Here is a 16,432-nt window from a genome sequence, read left to right as displayed (position 1 = left end):
ACCCGGCACCCAGCACACCCCGGGCCGAACCACAGGAGGAGTCACGTGAACACCCCGGAAGAACGCCCCAACCCAGACGAAGCCCTCGCCCGCGCCCGCGCCGCCCGCCCGGAGATGGCCGCCGCGCTCAACGAGGACCAGGAGCCCGACCCCGACGAGCCCCAGGGGTGGCAGCCGATCTGGAAGCGCCCCCGGAAGCCGAAGTCGAAGGCGGCGAACAAGGCGGAACTGCGCAAGCAGCGGAAGCGACTCCAGGAAGCAGGGAAGCGCCGCCTCGCAGTCGCGCCGGCCCCGCTCCCGGCAGAACCGGATCTGCAACGCCGCCGCGCGCCGCGACGCCCGCGCCCTGTCCCGGATGCGGCACTCGAAGGCCTGGCTGTGGTGACGATGCCGGACACGTCCACCGAGTGACCGCCCGGAGTCGACACGGGGTACATCCCATCGAGTGGACTCCACCGCGTGAACACCCTGCCCCGGCTCCAGCGCGGCGAGCCCTGGCACGAGATCGGCGTCGACGACCCGCACCGGCGCCGCGCCCGCTACCCCGAAGCGGCCGGCCGCTGACCGGCGCTGGGCAAGCCCAAGGGGAGCCTGGGCAAGCCGCCCGAACACCGGCTTGCCCACCCCGGCCAGGGCCGACTGACCGATGACGGGTGACCGATGACCGGTCACCGCCTCGGCCGAGAGTTGCATGGACCGGTCACGGCGCTGACGTGCGGGTTGACCTATCGCGGGAGACGGATCGGTCACGGCCGGCCCACCGACCGGTCACGGCTTCTGCTGGGCAAGCCCTCGACACGGAGGGCTTGCCCAGCGCCCGGATCACGTGGCGGGACGGCTCCCGAAGTCGTGGCGCCACCGCCTGGGACGCGAAGGCCCGGAGCCACTCGACGCCTCCTCGCCGTACGTACACCGGAGCCATGAGACGAACCAAGCAGAGCAACACCGGGCCCGTGCACAGCGATGCGGGGGACATGTGGCACGCCCTCGCCTCCCTCCGCCAGACCCACTCCGAACCCGTCGGGCACATCGACCCATTCGAGCACGCTGACGCGCTGCTCTCCCTCACCCGGCCCTCAACACAGAGAGGAATTGGACGTCATGCGCCGATACGAGACACGTCAGCCGGTTAGCGGGTCAAGTCGGCTGCTGGAGGCGGTCGAACAGGCGGACCGCTTGGAGTGTCCGCCAGTAGGCTCCGCCGTATGACGAGAACCGGCACGCGTGATGCTCAACTGAACCGGCTGTGGGGCGCCGCGTGCGCCTTCGCCGGGATCTTCTTTCTCGTGTGGGCTCTGTCCTGGATCAAGGCGAGCGTGGTGAATGAGGACCTGCAGAACCACTGCGAGGCTCTGCGTACGACCAGCTTCCCTTTCGAAAAGTCTAGTATGCATGAAGATGGCATGGTTGAGGGCGCGAACGGCTTGGTCTTCGAGGGGATTTTCTTCGGCTCGGTGGCCGCGGTCGCGGCCTGCCTGATAGCCGCCTTCATGGTCGAGGCGAGCCGGAGGAAATAGCACCACGAGTGCGCACCCTACGTCCGGCTCGATGGTTCAGGCTGCAACTGCCTGTGCGGCGGCACCGCCCTAGGGGAAGGCCACGGCCTCGTCATAGGTCCTGTTGTGCTGTAGGCAGCAGTAGAGCTGTCCGATCATGCGGTTGAAGAGGTTCCTCTGAGCCGCAGAGTGCCAGTCCCCGTGGTCGCGGCGCCGCCGGTAGTGCTCCTTGGCGCCGGGTGAGCGAGTGATGGCGGCAAAGGCCCAGAGGTAGCCGGCGTGGTTGAGCCGGTCGTTCTTCACCCACCGCCGAGAGACGCTCGACTTCTTCCCCCAGAGGCTCTGGTGATGGGCCAGGAGCCTGCGTATGCCTTCAGGCCGCGGGCGTCGGCAAAGCGATTGCGGTCGTCGCCGATCTCGGCAAACACCCGGGCGCCGAGCTGGACGCCGAGGCCGGGGAAGCTGAGGATGATCTCAGCGTCCGGGTGCTGAGGGAAAGCGTCTTCGACCGCCTCGGCGAGGTCGTCGGCAGCCGTGCAGGCCGCCTCCAGTTGCACCAGGAGGGCGAGCATCTGCTTGCCGAGGCTGGAAGCGTCATGTCGAATGCCCGACCTGCAAGGCAGCCGCAGGGCTGGCCTGCCGCACCGCGGGCGGCCGCCCGACCAACGAACACCGAGCACGCCGTGACGCCGTCGGCCCCATCCCGTACGCGAAGTGGCGAACGGAGGGCCTCATCCCGGAGCAGCGGACGTACACGATTCCGGCCGTGCTCAAGGAGTCGGAGAAGGCCCGCGCCGACTTCAACGTGGACACCGCCCTGGCCGACGGTGTGGCGGTCGTACGCATGTTCCTCGCCGACCGGCTCGGGTTGTTCCTCCAGGGCGAGGAGGCCATGGACCGCATCGACGACGCCGTGCGCAAACTGATCGAGGTCCGCGGCCCGGTGGGGACGGCCGACGTGGTCACCGTCCTCGCCAGCCAAGTCGCCTCGTTGCTGGCTGCGAACGCCGGACCCGACGGCGATCCGGAGGCCCTGTTCGACACGATGATCCGCACGCAGATCGACACGGTCCGCAGGATGAATGCGATCGAGAAGGAACGAGCCGACGGTTGACCGGCCGGTCAACCCCCTAGCATCCTGCCGATGCGGTACCAACGTGCACGCCGCTGGCGGTGTCCTGTTCGAGCGAAGGGCTGAGCTGTGCCCGACCGACCTGAAATTGTCTGCATCTGCGGCTCTACCCGGTTCGTCGACGAGATGCGTGCTCAGTGCGTGTGGGGCTTGGGGGCGGTGCCCTGGCCCCGGACCGCGAAGGGCCCCGGGCCCGCTCGTGCGGCCCCGGGTCCTGGCGCCGGTCTCACCGCCGCTCACCAGTCGTCCGCCCTCGGTGCTCGCCGCCCAGCTCGACCGCCTGACCGGCGTCATCGGCATGGACACCGTGGAACTCGGCATCGTGCCGCTCACCGCGTCCCTGAAAGTCCCGCCCGGCCTGGGTTTCTGGATCTACGATGACCGCCAGGTCGTCACCGAGACCTGGCACGCCGAACTCTGGCTGGATGACGCCGACACCCTCGCCCTCTACCTGCGGACCTGGAGGACGCTCCGGGAATCCGCCGTGTACGGGGCCGACGCCCACCACGTCATCAACGCCGCCCGGCGCGCGCCCCTGAACCCGCCCTGACACCTCGCGACAAAGGTCAGACAGAAGCCCAGTCAGACGGTTCCGACCTCTCGCGCCGGGTCGGGATCCTGCCGCGCGACCGCGCGCAGTACGCCAGGGCGGTCACCGAGGCCGCGCCCGCGCTGCCGACCGCCGGGCAGGTGACGCGTGGGGCGGGCCGACCTCGAGTACGAGTGCGGCGGGCGCACCGTCCCGGTCCTCGACCTGCGCGCCCGGACACTTTGGACATGCCCGCGCGTCTCCTGCCGCGCGTCGGTGGGGGAGCCGGCGGGTATGGCTTCCACGGAACGCTCAGAAGGCACGGCCGACCAGGGGGACGGATGGGGAAGGCGAGTCGATCGAGGAAGCAGCGGACCCGGGAGGAGACGTCGGGTTGGACGGCTGCGGTGGCGGCCAGAGAGGCGCACCGGCGGCGGCGTCAAACGCTGGACCTGCTGCCCGGCAACCCCTTCGTACGCGCCATGATGCTGCAGAACAACACCAACCGGATGACCGAGTTACGCACGGTCCTCAATCGCAGCACCGTAGCTGTGCGCGACCGAGAGAGCATGTCCTTCGCCATGATGCTGGGCAAGCAGGGACTGGCCCCGCCATGGCCGGCAGGACCTCAGCAGGCCACTGACTGGCAGATCCGCCAGATCGTGCAGGCCCTAGAGCAGGCCGACGTGTGCGTGATCTCGCCCGGGGCTCATGCGGCGGTGATGGCGGCTGCCTCCACGCTGGAGCCCGCCGACGTCACCACTCTGGACCGGGACAACGACATCCACACCCCCATCGGGTTCGTAGTGCTCCCAGAGCCCGTCGTTCTCGTCAACCGCGGCGGCGGCATCTCCGACACGGTGGCGTTCGGATGGCAGTTCATCACCCAGCATCAGGTGTTACCCACCTCCACCTATCCCGGAGTCCAGCTCACGACCTTCATGGACAGAGACGGACCGGTCCAGCCCGCAGAGTGGCGCATGGTGGTGGCCCAGGCCCGCGCCAACCACACGCCTCTACCGCCCTTCGTACCCGACGGCATGTACGGCCTGAGAGGTGACCGCGCCAAGCCGACAAGAGCGACGCCGACCTCGCCAGCCTGAACACCGAACACCGCCAGCTCAACCAAGCGCTCAACCAGGTGGCCCGCCCCAACACACCCTCCGATATCGGCGAATGGGACGGTGGCCGGATCGAAGACATCAACGACGACTTCGCCGCCCGATACATGTTCGCCTTCTGGCGCCTTGCCTCTCACGGCACTACCACCATCGGGCCGGTCGCCCCCCGTAGAACGTCCTCCCGCCAGGACACCACCGCCTCGACCACTGACCGCGACATCCGCATCGTGCGGCTCACTCACCAGATCCCCGCCCAACGCACCGACTCGGAGAGCACAGGCAGGGAGCGGGTCGATAACCGGCGCTGGCCGGTCCGGATGCACAAGGTCCGCCAGTGGTACCCGAGCAGGCAGGAGCACCGCGTGATCTGGCGAGGCCCGTACATCAAGGGCCCCGCGGACGCGCCGCTCGTGATGGGGGAGAAGGCCTCGTTGACTGACTCAGAAGTGGCCTCCGAAGCCTGGCCGGGTGCGGGGCAGCGCGGCCGGCCAGAGGCCCCGGCCAACCCCGATTCGCCGGCTCTCACAAGGCGGAGGTGCTCCACAAGGTCTGCGCCGAGGACTGGAACGCGGCCCATCCGACCGAGGTGCGGTTCGTCTCCGACGCACAGCCCAAGAGGGGTCGCAAGCGCGATCATGCCCGAGCACACCAATGCCGCGGGGCGGGCTGTTCCGTCACCAGCAAGTCGCCAGCCGGCCTGTGGTGTCGACGCATCCGTACTGGGAGACGGTCGAGGTCGGTAAGAGGGTGGATCAGCGGATGGCGCTGAAACATGTGCACGAGCAGGACGCCGACGTGGGCCGGGCCGAAGCGGCATAGCGATGCGCGTTCCGCCCGGTCGCGGTCCGGCGGTGCCCGTCGTAGACAGAGGTAGTGCTGCGTCCCCCGGTGGACGTAAGAGCGGTCTCTGCCTGCCAGGAGACCAGGGCTTCGTCCGCGGTGTGCAGGCCTTCAAGAGTGCTCAGCGCCGGGTGAGCGGTGCACAGTGACCGTGGCCGGTGGCGGAGCTGCCGACTGGTTCGTCCAGGCAGCCGGGCTGCGGACGGTCGCACGTGCTCGAACTCGAAGAAGAATCGGCGATCCCACGGACGGAGGAGGATGACCGCTGGGAAACCTCTGTGGTGGTATCTGGTGCTATGAGAGAATTCGGGTCCCCTGAACCAGCCTTCGGCGCGACACCGGCGGCCGAGCGCAGCAGGCACGCGGGGTGGCTGGAGCTGTTCTTCGACCTGGTGTTCGTGGCGCTGGCCGCTCAGCTCGCGCACTCGTTGCACGGCGATCCGGGGCCGGCCGACTTCGCGGTCTTCTTGGCGCTGTACTTCCCGCCCTGGTGGACGTGGATCAACCTGACCGTGGCGGCGAACATCTTTGATGAGGACTCCACACGCCGGCGACTCCTGATGCTCACCGCCATGCTGTGCCTGGCGGTGATGACCGTCGCCGTGACCGAGGCCACGGATGAACGTTCCGCCGCGTACGCCCTCGGCTACGCGGGTTCCCGCCTCGTTCTGCTGGGTCTCTGGTGGCCCTCCACCCGCCGCGCGATCGTCCCCGGAGGAGCCCTCGTACCGAGGTGGCGGCCGTTGTTCTACTGTCTGGCCTCGGCAGTCGGGTGGGTCGCGTCGGTTCTGGTGCCGACTCCCTGGCGGTTCGTGATGTGGGCCGGGCTGCTCGCCGCCGAGATCGGAGTACTGCTAACGGCTCGGCCCGGCGGGATGCCGCGCAGGCTGCACGTCGGGCACCTGGTTGAGCGGGTGGGGCTCTTCGTGATCATTGTGTTCGGTGAGTCGGTCATCGGACTGATCACCTCACTGGACGCAGAGTGGACGGCAGCCGCGGGCTGGGTCGCGCTCATCGGTTTCGTCATGCTTGCCGCATTGTGGTGGTCGTACTTCGACTTCGGATCGGCCGCGGCGGAACACGTGCTGGGCGCGGCGACGGAGCGGCGGGCGTTCCCGCTGGCCAGGGACGTCACGGGCTTTCTCCACTTCTTCGTCACGGCTGCCGTCGTCGCCATGGCGGGCGGCCTGGCCACCGCGGTGGAGGAGGCAGGACAAGGGCATACCCATCTCGCCCACGGTGCGGTGGTCGCGCTCGCCGGTGGTCTGGCGCTCTACCATGCCGCGCACGCGGCCATCTCCCTGCGTTTCGGACGCCGCCTGTGGATCGTGGCAACCTGGGCCGGCCCGGGCATCGGCGTCCCGCTGGCGGTCATCGCGTTCGCCAGACACCTCGCGCCCTGGCAAGTGGTGGGGCTGCTGACAGCGGAGGTCCTTGCCCATCTGCTGTACGCGCGGTGGGCGTCCGCACGAGCTCCTGCTGCGGGCGCAGATGCTCAGACCGCTGCCAGAGCCCCGCGAACCTGACCGCCCCCAGCGCACACGGACATCGTGGACCACAAGACGTGTCTGGCCGCCCCGGGCGATCACACCGAGGTCCTGCCAGCAGTGCGGCTGCTGGTTCGCTGCGAAAGTGAGGGTCACCTGTGAGCCCTGCGCTTACTTCGCGAAGAAGCGAGGCGCCCGAGCAGTCCCTTCGCCAGCGTGCGGCCGCTGCCGCCGTGCCGGTCTACCGCTCGCCGGCGGGTACTGCTGCGGCTGCCGCTGGCACGTGGCCAACTATGGCCCAGGGGACTTCGCCCGGTTCGGAACGCAGCTGTGGTTCGGTCCACCGGTCCCGGCGCCCACCAGCCTGCGTCCGTCGGAGGTGTCCCCGCGTGCCTCACGCCGCCCTGTCTCCGAGCACGTGGCGACCCCTGGGCAGGAGAGGCTGGTCGAGCTCCGGCGAGACTGGCGCCCGGTGGTCGAGTTGGCGCGGCAGGAGCTGCCGACGCTCACGGACTCCGCCACGCGGCTGCTCGCCGACCTCGACAGCGTGATGAAGAAGGAGATGTGGTCCACGGTCCCCGTCACCAAGACTCCCGCGAACGCCACCAACAGATCCACGAACGCATCGAACGCGGCGACAGCCTTCACGCCATCGCACGAGACCTCCAGCTCAGCCGCGGCACGGTCAACCGCTTCGCACACGCCGCGGAAGTCGATGAACTTCTCCTCGCAGCCATCCACCGACCCACCCTGATCGACGACTACCGCCTCTACCTGCACCACCGCTGGATGGAAGGCTGCACCAACGCTTCCGTGCTCACTCGGGAAACCCAGCGGCTGGGCTACCGCGGCGACGTCAACACCGTCCGCCGGCATCTGAAGCCCTACCGCAACAGTGCGATCCCGGCCACCGCCCCCTTGCCACACCTGACCGTCCGCAGGGGCACCGACTGGACCATGCGCCGGCCCAAGCACCTCACCGATGTCGAGAGAAAAGGCCTCGACGAGCTGTGCGAGCGGAACCCCGCGCTGGCGACGACTGTCGAGTACGCACGCCGCCTGGCACTCATGGTCCGCGACCGCCGCAGTGAACACCTCGCCCTCGATGTCTGGATCGCTGACGTTCGCCTCGACGGACAACGCGAACTCCGCACCCGGGCCAACGGCATGCGGCGCGACCGCACGGCCATCCAGGCCGCCCTCACCACGACCTACACGTCCGGAGCAGTCAAGGGCAACGTCACCAGGATCAAGCTACTGAAGAGACAGATGTACGGCCGCGCCAACTTCGATCTCATGCGACGCCGCATGCTGCTCTCACCATGATCAAGAGGCCGCTACCCCCACATTGGCGACAGAGCCAACTTCTGTGATGTGGCTGCGGAGAGTCAGACGCTCGCAGGCTTCACACTGCTCTTGCCGATGGTGTCTGCCCGCTCTGTGCCTGCCGGACGCGCTGAGCGAGCATGCGGGTAACAGAATTGAGGATCTTGGCATCGGCAGCGGCCGGACCATCCGTGTTGATGTTCACGTAAGCGACGACGGAGTCCAGACGAACGGTGATCCGGGTGCTGCAGCGATCCTTGCCCTGGCAGTATGAGGCCGCGAATGCTGCATCAGCGTCCGGGATCTGCACGGGTCCGATCTGGGCGCTAGCCAGCTGGGACTTCACCATCGTGTACCCCTCGATGGCGTCAGCCCGGGTCTGGAAGGACTGGACACCAAATCCCACGATGCCTTCGAGGTCGGTCGCGGCGTAGCCCTGTGTGCCCAGGGCCACCAAACCCTTCTCCGGAGAAGCCCCCAAGAGACGCAACGTGCCGGACTTCTCCCAGCCCGCAGGCACGTCGCCCGCCTCCGGCAGCGCCGCTCGCACTTGTTCCTTGCCCAGAGTTCTGGAGGACTCAGGCGAAGGCATGACGTCCCGGGTCGCGCCGGGTCCCCCGGCGTCGTCTCCCGATCCGCACCCGAACAGGGCCACCGCCGCCCCGATCAGGCATAAACCCCGGATTGCCCTCTTGGCCCGCAACACTGCTCTCCCTTCGATGGCAAGCGACCAGCCCGACGATCATATGGGCACCTTCAAGTAAGGCTCACGTGCTGTAGTCGGGAATCACCTCTGTCTGTCACGACAACAGGACGCGCTTGCGCGGGGGTTGAACCCTGCGCGGCCGAACATCTGGCGCTTGAGCATCTTGATCCGATTGACGTGGCCCTCGACGACTCCGGAGCTCCAGGGCAGGGTGAGGCCAGCGATGACTGCGTCCCGGTAGCGGTCGATGCCTGCGGCGAGGGTGTGGTCTTGCCGAACGACGTCGAGCCACTCGGGTAATCGCTCGCCCTCGTGCTCAGTGAGCATCCGGGCGAAGGACCGGACGTGTGGGGTGAGGGCTCCACAGCCGATCCGGCACGGATTCGACATCGTCGTCGAGGCCACCGGCCGCGTCGACCAGCTCGCGCTCGCGGTCCAGTCCTCGCGCCGAAGGGCGTCTGCGATTCCGCCGGCATCCACTGCCGGCCCGGCGAACTCCCGCTGGACATCCGCTGCCCAGTGCACGTCGACGACTTGGCCGCCGCCCTTCTGACGCGGCCGGTATCCACCATGTCGCAGGGCCTGACGCTGTGAGCCGTCACGAACTCGGCATTCTCATCGCCAGGCGTGACGGTCTCGACGCCTCCCGGCTGCCCACGGGCCTGCGGGCCCGCAGCACACTTCCCGACACCCTCGATGTGCTCCTCGACAGCCGAGCACGCTACGAGCAACACCCGGGCAACTACCTGGCATTTCTTGGGCTGGCAGCCGCCATCTGCTGCTACAAACGCTTCCGCAACCTCACCATGTAGGACACGGTCTTAAAGGTGTGTGAGGAGGATGGGATCGAAGAGCGGTCCTTGATCACCAGAAAGTAGGTTTTGGCCATGACTGGTGACTGGTGACTGGCGGATGGACCGGATTGGGGCTGCGTTGAGGGGCGAGAACCCGACCGTGCTGCGACGGTTAACGTCGGGGTTCGCGGTGATCGGGGATGTTCAGTTCCTGCCGGGCTACTCGGTTCTACTGGTGGACGACCCGGGTGTGCAGCGGCTGTCGGGCCTGCCGAGGGAAGCGACTGTCGTTCCTGTCTGACATGGATCAGCTCGGTGAAGCCGTCGAGCGTGCCTGTCGGCGGCTGGACCCGGCTTTCCGACGAGTCAACCTGGAGATCTTGGGGAACACGGACCCGTTCTTGCATGCGCATGTCTGGCCCCGGTTCGAATGGGAGCCGGCCGATGTGGTGGGCAAGCCTGTGTGGTTCTATCCGCGTGAACAGTGGAGTGACGAGCAGTTCAGGCTCGGTCCGCAGCACGACGTACTGCGGGAAACGATCGGCAGCGAGCTGGACCGGCTGCGATCGGGGACCTGACTGTTGAGGGCCCGCCGACCGTCAGGTCAGCGGGCCCGCTGATCGGTGACGGTCAGCCGATGCTTACCGCCGGCGCGTGCTCCCTTTCCGTCTGGCCAGGGACGGGGTGGTGGTCAATCGTCTGTGACCACTTTCGGAGCCCGGCTCCCGCCGCCTGTTGAGTCACCGGAGGATGTGGGCGGCTTCGACCTGGTGGAGGTGGATGAGGATGTCGTAGGAGCGGCCGAGGGCGGTTGCCGGGGCGTCGGTCGACCAGTACAGGCCGTAGGAGCGGGTGGGGCGGGCTTCGGCGAGCCAGGTGCGGGCCGCTGGGGGCGCGGTGCGCAGGTCGATGCTGAAGTCGCGGTAGCGGAGCCTGTCGAGGGTGTACTCGTTGTACCCCTTCGGGGCGGGTGTGACGGTGTATGCCTTGGGCTGCTGGGCGGTGAGGTCGGGCAGGGCGTTGACGGTGCCCTGGTTGAAGGTCAGCCCGATGTTGACATAGTCCGGGCCGAGTTGTGCGCGCAGGAAGGCACCAGTGGGTTGCGGGAACTCAGCCGGGTTGTCGCTGGTGTAGGCGACGTGGCCGTTGTTGGAGGCGAGCAGGATGCGGCCGCTCTCGTGTCGCAGCCACCAAGCGGTGTTGACGGCCATGGCACGGTCGCGGTAGCGCATGCGCTCGGGGAACTGGTCATCGGGGAAGGCGTAGCCGGTGAAGCTCTGGGCGATGGCGGTGGCGTTCTGCAGGGCCCAGGCGTACGCCCGCTCGGTGTCGCGGTCCGTGGCGCGGGGGCGGCCGTGGTCGCGGAGCAGCGTCACGGCGGCGTCGGCCCGGTCGGCCTCGGTGCGGCGTGTTGGAAGGTCCTTGGTCAGCTGGCCGACCTCCACGGTCCCGCTTGCGTTCCGGCTGCTGGCTTCAGTCCGGCGTAGAGGTCGCCGATGCGCTTGGCCAGGTCGGGGCGGTGTGCGGCGAGGTAGTCGGTGACGTGGCCGAAGGCGTCGGGTCCGGCATAGCCGAGGTCGTTGCCCACGAACCGCAGCTGCGGCCGGTCGGGGTGGGTGATGTTGTAACGGCGCATCCAGTGGATGAGGTCGAGGTACTCCTGGGTGTTCCAGAAGACGTACTGGCCTTGGAACTCGTCCTGCATGATCTGCGCGGGATCGCCGATGCCGCGAGTGACGTAGGAGTCCAGGCGAAGGCCGGTGCTCCAACTCGCCTCCAGGGCGAGGGTGGTGAAGCCCTTGGTGGCGACGAGATGGCGGAAGAGCCGCTGCTTGAGCGTGAAGAACTCGTGGGCGCTGTGGCTGGCCTCGCCCAGGCCCACAGCGCGGGCGCCGCCGACCATGCGGCTGAGCGCATTGAGGTCGCTCAGGGGCCGCGCGCTGCGGTTCAGGGCGTCGAGCGGCTCGGCGGCCGAGGAGGTGCCCGCTGCGGCGGTGCCGATGCCGAGGGCCTTCGACGCGAGGGCGGTGGCAGTGGCCAGGCTGAGCAGCCGGCGGCGTGTGACGGGGCGGGCGTGGCTCATGGCGTCTCCCTCGAGTGGTGGGTATGGCGCGACAGTAGTCAGAGTTTGGGCGCTTGCGCAAGACGAACGTCTCATTCGTGCGCCTCATGCTTTCGTGCAATGCATCAGGTAGCGTTCTCGGCATGGGAAATCGCGAGGATCTACTGGCGGGGGCCAGGCACTGCCTGGAGGAGAAGGGCTGGGCCCGAACCACGGTGCGCGACATCGTGACGGCCGCCGGCGGCGTGAGCATGGCGGCCATTGGCTACCACTTCGGCTCCCGTGAGGCGCTCTTGAACGCCGCTCTCATCGAGGCGATCGACGAGTGGGGCACACGGATCGGTCGCACTCTGGCCTCCTATGGCGAAGCCGGAAGAAGCCCGGCCGTGCGCTACGAGGCGATGTGGGCCGCGATCATCAAGTCCTTCCAGGACGACCGCACGCTGTGGCTGGCCACGCTCGAAGCCCTGCTCCAGGCGGAACACTCCAACGATCTGCGCCGCTACCTGGCCGGAAGTCAGGCCCAGGGCCGCCAGGGCCTGGCCGCGCTGCTGCTCGGCACACCCGAGGACGAGGTCGGCGACACCGCCGCCCGCACCCTGGGCGCCGCGCAGATGGCCCTGTTCACCGGCCTGATGACGCAGTGGCTAACCGACCCTGACCAGGCTCCTGACGCCTCTGAAATCGTCGCGGGTCTACGCGCCCTCACCGGCATCGTCGACGCACACGAGTAGCCAAGGACCCGATCGCCGGACACCGACGGGCAGCCTGCTGCATCACGGTGTGCGGCCGCTTCTCTGCTGCGCTTCGCCGAGGGCGTCGCTGGTCCGGGGCCCTCCCGTCCAGAAGCCTGTACGTCGTCCTTGCCGTCACGACGCCGCTTCGCGGGCTGGTACTACTTCGCGTCGTCCCCGGACCACGTCGGCTGCGAGTCGCGGCTGGAGCGGGGAGCCACGAATGCAAGCGGCTGGGCCATGGGATCGGAGAGGGCTCGTGGGCCCCTACAGCAGGTGATCACACTGAAGGCGCGGTGGCGCTCTCCAGGTTGCCGGTCACGCTTCTCCACACCGGACGTGCGCTGGGGCACCCGGCGGGACGCCGTGGGCGACGCCGTACGGAGTCAGGGCCAGTACGCCGATTCCGCGTACCGATGTGCTCGGCGTCAGGGCGAGCGGGCTGACGCCGAGCGCCTTGGCGATCTCAGGGGCCAAGTCGTGGGCGGCCCACTTCCACTCGTCTCGCGGACCCGTCTCCGAGCCGCCCTGCAGGGCAGCCCAGTGTCTTGATCGCCGGAAACGACGTCCGCGTGGGAGCGGGTGCTCGACTTACTCCCGGTACTTTCAAGGTACTCCGTCCAGTGGTCGGACGAGCCGTTCTGAGGTGATTTCCCACCGGACACGCCGTCCGGCCGATCAGGCGACCAACGTCGCAGCCGCCGTCCGCGCCACGCTGTTCCCGCACCTCTTGGGGCGCCACTGCCGACCGCGCTGCTCGGCTCGCCGGACGTGCTGCGCCCGGCGGCCGAAGAAGCCGGTCCGGGCGGCACCTCCGTGCCTTCACGGTGATGACCGCCTGTTCTTTTGCCTCTACGCCCACCGCGCCCCGATCGCGGGCAGCAGCTCGACGCGCTCTGGGGGGCAGTGTCGCGGCCCTGGTCCGCTGATTAGTGGCTGGTCGGGTCGGGGCTGGAGCGGTCAAAATCGTCTGAGGGCTGCAAGGCCAAGTACCTCTGCCTCTCATGAACAGAAATCTATGCTCGTCGGAGTAGACATTGGGTGGTGGTGTGGTTATGGTTTCTCTCGTACCGCAGAGAGACCGAAGGGCCTGGCAGAGATGAACTGCCAGGCAGCAGTCGCGCAGTTGTAGTTCGCAGGGCGGTGCGGTGGTGGAGTTTCGAAGCCAGGGTTGTCGAAGGACGGCGACGGGACTGACGACCGGACCGGGTGGCCCGCGGTGATCAGGGGCCGCCGTGAGCAGTACCGCAGTTGACGCGGTGCAGTACCCAGCAGTGAAGTCAGTGAGCGGTACCTCGGTGAAGGCGTCGGCTGCGGGCGCGCGCACCGGGAGGTTCGGCAGTGGGGTTCCAAGCCAGAGCAGACGCAAGACGGGCAACGGGGCTGGCTGCCGAAAGGGTGGCGCTGTGACAGGCCACTGAGCAGTTCGCATCACCAGCAGTACGCAGTAGAGCAGTACGCAGTACCCGTTTTGGTAGGTAGTTGACCCCAGAGGGAAGAACGGAGGAACGAGGCGCCATCAGGATCGCCCGGGCGGAAAGCGTTGAGCCCGGGTACCGCAGGACATCCGATAGTGAGGTGGTCTCCGGTCAAGCAACCGCGATCCCCGCACCCCCGACAGCAACCAGGCCGGGCACGCGGAAACAGAAGGCCGGCGCAGTACCAGGGCCGGCAGATGGTGTAGCAGTTCCTTCGGGGCCCTGGTGCCATTGGCACCAGGGCCCCTCCAGCATGCCCCACAGGAAGGTGCGATGACCGCAGACGACTCATATGGCCGTCTCGACGACGACGATTACCCCGCCTACACCACGGGCCGGGCCGCCGACATGATCGGCACCACCCCAAGCCTCCTGCGCGCCCTCGGAGACGCCCGCCTCATCACCCCGCTGCACTCAGAGGGTGGTCACCGCCGCTACTCCCGCTACCAGCTGCGTATCGCCGCCCGGGCCCGAGTGCTCGTCGATCAGGGCATCCCCATCGAGGCCGCGTGCCGCATCATCGTGCTCGAGGACCAGCTCGAAGAAGCCCAGCGCATCAACGCCGAACACCGCCGCACCGGCGAAGCGGCGACCCCGACGGCCGCGGCCTGAGACGGCCGAGACCTACGGCTCCTCAGAGTCCGTGGCTGCCACCCACACACGCTGCCCGGGACGCAAAGCGTTCCGGGCAACTTCGCTACCTTGAACCGGCCGACGGTCAGGACCGCACCATTGCCGCCTGGTGTGAGCCGCCGACGTGGATGCCGGCAGGAACACCCCGCCCAACGACCAGCAGCGACACGACCCGTCACCCCGCGCGTCTGCAGCGTCAGGCGCAGGACGGCATGAAGCACAGTGCCGGGGGACCGACGGCGCGAGGATCGGCTTGGCGGTGGAAGTGCTCTGTACAGGCCCCGGTGCGCGTCACGCATCCGCTGCGCCAGCACCGTAGTGGCGTGCCGTGTCTCAGGCGGGTCCGTGGGGGACGGATGTTACTTACGCATCGACGGGACCCCGACTCCCGGCGCGTCACGGTCATGTCCCTCATCCGCACCCGGGCCATTGCCACCGGCGCCGAGGTTGGCCTCGATGCTCTCCAGTTGGGCCAGGAGGTGCTCGAGAAGGGCGGCGGAGTGCCGCAGGGCGACGCGCTGCTCGCCGTCGTGCAGGGTCGCGTCGGTCCCCCAGATGGGGTGCCCGTCGGTCGGCGTGAACGTCCAGGCTCCCATCCGAACCGTGCGATCGGACTTCCGCGCGCCGCGCGGGTGGAGACCTGGAGTGACCAACGGACTTAACTTCGTCATAATCCGTCCAACGGAACGCCTGTTGGGCGGGATGCGCGGCAAACGGGTGACCGCGTTGTCGCATTTGAACTAATTCGGCCTAGTGGTTAATCGGTTCTGCACCCCTTGGGGTACGCGAGCCCGCGCCCCGGCCCTGAGTGTTCGCAGCTCCGCACAGCGGTGCTCGAGGAACCCCGTTAGGGAGGCAGTCGTCTCTGCTTCTCGGCTACCAGGAGAGCAGGGCGTGGATGGTCTTGCCGTCGTCGTAGCAGAGGGTCTGCTCGGCGAGGGTGTTGCTGAGGCGCCAGCCTAGGCCGCCGCGGCCGTTGAGGCCGGCGGGCCGCGGGGTGGGTCCTTCGTGCCCTCGAACACTGGAGCCTTGGCGACTTCCCGACCCTCCCGTGCTCATGCTGATCCGGGCGCCAGTTATGAACACGGGTTGCGGTCATGGTTGGGGCGGTGGTGGTTGCGGCGCGCCGTGTGGCGCGGCTGTTACGTGATCACAGTGTTTCGGCGCGTTGGTCACAGCGGTGTGGGGGAACGGTCTGGGCCCGTAGCGTCCGGTGGCCCGCGGCGTTTGCTGCGGCATGAATCACTCACGCGATGAGTACCGCATCGGACGTAACGCAGCAGGGTTGTTCGGCGCCTTTGGGCGCGACACTTCTCAGAAGGATCACGAGGAGTGCCGGTGGTGCGCACAGCTGCGCGAAGCCGAAGTCGACCAAGCCCGCTCATCAAGACCCGGCATGAACAGGAACGCCAAGCCGCAGGACTGACCTGCTGGCCGCATGACGGGCTCGCGGCTGGGAGCCCAGTCGCTTCGGCCACGTCGCCCCCGGCGCGACCGCGTCTCTGTCCCCGCCGCATTTCTCCTGGACGGCGGTGGGGCTTGGCGGGGTGGCTGCGTCAGAGCTTTCGGCTGTTGCTGACTGGAGCGGGTCTGTTGTCAGGGCAGGGGGAGGCGGGCCAGTGCTGTGGCGAAGCTCAGGACGGCCGCGAGGGTGGCCAGGGTGAGGAGCAGGAGGCGCGCGCATCGCAGTGCACGCGCCAGCCTGGCTGCTCCGGTCGTTGGCTTCTCGGGTGCTTGGGCCTGCCTGGGCCAGTGGTGGAAAGGCTCGGGGGGATTCACTTCGTCATGCCGCGTCATGGTCCGGCGACGTACGCGCGGCGGCGGGGGGCGGCGGCACGTGGGGACTGTCGCAGGACTGGTACGAGCCGTGTGCCGGTGGGCCGCCTCCTCGGGCGTTCAAAGGGATTCTCCGGCTGCGGTGGGAGCGGGGGAGGCGTCTGGGCAGTAGCTGGCGTGCTCTGGCCATCGGTCGGCGCCGGTTTCCGGTTCGTAGAAGCGCAGTTCGCCGCACAGGGTGCACCGTTGGGCTTGGGTGGTTGACGGCAGGCAGTGGAACTCGCGGGCGTCGCCGGACAGTGCGTAGGGCTCGATCAT

Annotated in this window: 14 protein-coding genes and 6 pseudogenes; 13 read left to right on the top strand and 7 right to left on the bottom strand. The window is 68.2% G+C overall.

Translation table 11 applies throughout. The features are described from left to right. Positions 1 to 45: 45 nt before the first annotated feature. Together E2E34_RS19515 and E2E34_RS19510 are read left to right on the top strand one after the other, a co-directional pair. A pseudogene (locus tag E2E34_RS19515) lies at positions 46 to 385 on the top strand (hypothetical protein). Between the two features lie 820 nt (positions 386 to 1,205). Further along, entirely contained in the window at positions 1,206 to 1,517 is a 312-nt protein-coding gene (locus E2E34_RS19510) for a hypothetical protein (RefSeq protein ID WP_138903201.1), read from the top strand. A 69-nt stretch (positions 1,518 to 1,586) separates the two neighbouring features. Here E2E34_RS19510 and E2E34_RS19505 read toward each other — a convergent pair. Continuing rightward, positions 1,587 to 2,083, bottom strand: a pseudogene (locus E2E34_RS19505) (transposase); the annotation flags it as partial. Between the two features lie 179 nt (positions 2,084 to 2,262). Between E2E34_RS19505 and E2E34_RS19500 the strand changes: the two are divergent. The 6 genes and pseudogenes from E2E34_RS19500 to E2E34_RS19480 all read left to right on the top strand — a co-directional run bounded on the left by E2E34_RS19500 (position 2,263) and on the right by E2E34_RS19480 (position 7,931). Then, positions 2,263 to 2,610, top strand: a complete 348-nt coding sequence (locus tag E2E34_RS19500) for a hypothetical protein (protein ID WP_244315891.1) — start codon at positions 2,263 to 2,265, stop codon at positions 2,608 to 2,610. A gap of 265 nt (positions 2,611 to 2,875) precedes the next feature. Beyond that, a pseudogene (locus tag E2E34_RS19495) lies at positions 2,876 to 3,178 on the top strand (Scr1 family TA system antitoxin-like transcriptional regulator); the annotation flags it as partial. Between the two features lie 386 nt (positions 3,179 to 3,564). Next, positions 3,565 to 4,260: a hypothetical protein gene (locus E2E34_RS19490; RefSeq protein WP_138903200.1), complete on the top strand. Its 696-nt coding sequence runs from the start codon at positions 3,565 to 3,567 to the stop codon at positions 4,258 to 4,260. Positions 4,261 to 4,929: 669 nt separating this feature from the next. After that, positions 4,930 to 5,097, top strand: a complete 168-nt coding sequence (locus tag E2E34_RS37630; protein ID WP_500691566.1) for a DUF8825 domain-containing protein — start codon at positions 4,930 to 4,932, stop codon at positions 5,095 to 5,097. Positions 5,098 to 5,330: 233 nt separating this feature from the next. Next, the gene (locus tag E2E34_RS19485; RefSeq protein WP_138903199.1) at positions 5,331 to 6,644 is read left to right on the top strand and encodes a low temperature requirement protein A; all 1,314 of its coding nucleotides are present in this window, start codon (positions 5,331 to 5,333) and stop codon (positions 6,642 to 6,644) included. Between the two features lie 525 nt (positions 6,645 to 7,169). Then, positions 7,170 to 7,931, top strand: a complete 762-nt coding sequence (locus E2E34_RS19480; protein WP_138903198.1) for a transposase — start codon at positions 7,170 to 7,172, stop codon at positions 7,929 to 7,931. 79 nt (positions 7,932 to 8,010) lie between these two features. Here E2E34_RS19480 and E2E34_RS19475 read toward each other — a convergent pair whose 3' ends face one another. Further along, positions 8,011 to 8,523: a hypothetical protein gene (locus E2E34_RS19475; RefSeq protein WP_138903197.1), complete on the bottom strand. Its 513-nt coding sequence runs from the start codon at positions 8,521 to 8,523 to the stop codon at positions 8,011 to 8,013. A gap of 478 nt (positions 8,524 to 9,001) precedes the next feature. Here E2E34_RS19475 and E2E34_RS36565 point away from each other — a divergent pair. From E2E34_RS36565 to E2E34_RS19450, 3 pseudogenes are all read left to right on the top strand, one after another. Continuing rightward, positions 9,002 to 9,141 (top strand): annotated as a pseudogene (locus E2E34_RS36565) (zinc-dependent alcohol dehydrogenase); the annotation flags it as partial. Between the two features lie 212 nt (positions 9,142 to 9,353). After that, positions 9,354 to 9,449: pseudogene (locus E2E34_RS19455) on the top strand (IS5/IS1182 family transposase); the annotation flags it as partial. 82 nt (positions 9,450 to 9,531) lie between these two features. After that, positions 9,532 to 10,009 (top strand): annotated as a pseudogene (locus E2E34_RS19450) (HIT family protein). Between the two features lie 162 nt (positions 10,010 to 10,171). Here E2E34_RS19450 and E2E34_RS37025 read toward each other — a convergent pair. Further along, positions 10,172 to 10,876 carry an erythromycin esterase family protein gene (locus E2E34_RS37025; protein ID WP_167518322.1) on the bottom strand — a complete coding sequence of 235 codons (705 nt, stop codon included), beginning with the start codon at positions 10,874 to 10,876 and terminating at the stop codon, positions 10,172 to 10,174. Further along, positions 10,858 to 11,514, bottom strand: coding sequence for an erythromycin esterase family protein (locus E2E34_RS37020; RefSeq protein ID WP_167518321.1), 657 nt, complete (start codon positions 11,512 to 11,514; stop codon positions 10,858 to 10,860). The genes E2E34_RS37025 and E2E34_RS37020 overlap by 19 nt, the downstream gene beginning before the upstream one ends. A 122-nt stretch (positions 11,515 to 11,636) precedes the next feature. Here E2E34_RS37020 and E2E34_RS19440 point away from each other — a divergent pair, with 122 nt between their 5' ends. Together E2E34_RS19440 and E2E34_RS19430 are read left to right on the top strand one after the other, a co-directional pair. Further along, entirely contained in the window at positions 11,637 to 12,227 is a 591-nt protein-coding gene (locus E2E34_RS19440; protein WP_138903196.1) for a TetR/AcrR family transcriptional regulator, read from the top strand. 1,751 nt (positions 12,228 to 13,978) lie between these two features. Continuing rightward, entirely contained in the window at positions 13,979 to 14,317 is a 339-nt protein-coding gene (locus E2E34_RS19430) for a helix-turn-helix domain-containing protein (protein ID WP_138903195.1), read from the top strand. Positions 14,318 to 14,697: 380 nt separating this feature from the next. On the opposite strand, the gene E2E34_RS19425 is transcribed toward E2E34_RS19430, so the two are convergent. The 3 genes from E2E34_RS19425 to E2E34_RS35940 form a co-directional block, all read right to left on the bottom strand. Further along, entirely contained in the window at positions 14,698 to 14,934 is a 237-nt protein-coding gene (locus E2E34_RS19425; protein ID WP_138903194.1) for a hypothetical protein, read from the bottom strand. Positions 14,935 to 15,214: 280 nt separating this feature from the next. Then, positions 15,215 to 15,397, bottom strand: a complete 183-nt coding sequence (locus tag E2E34_RS19420) for a hypothetical protein (RefSeq protein WP_138903193.1) — start codon at positions 15,395 to 15,397, stop codon at positions 15,215 to 15,217. Between the two features lie 837 nt (positions 15,398 to 16,234). After that, positions 16,235 to 16,432: hypothetical protein (locus tag E2E34_RS35940; RefSeq protein WP_208765277.1), on the bottom strand; the 198-nt coding region annotated here is incomplete at its 5' end.

The organism is Streptomyces albidochromogenes (assembly GCF_005981925.1).
GTDB lineage: Bacteria > Actinomycetota > Actinomycetes > Streptomycetales > Streptomycetaceae > Streptomyces > Streptomyces albidochromogenes.
This window is presented reverse-complemented; position numbering and strand designations above follow the sequence as displayed.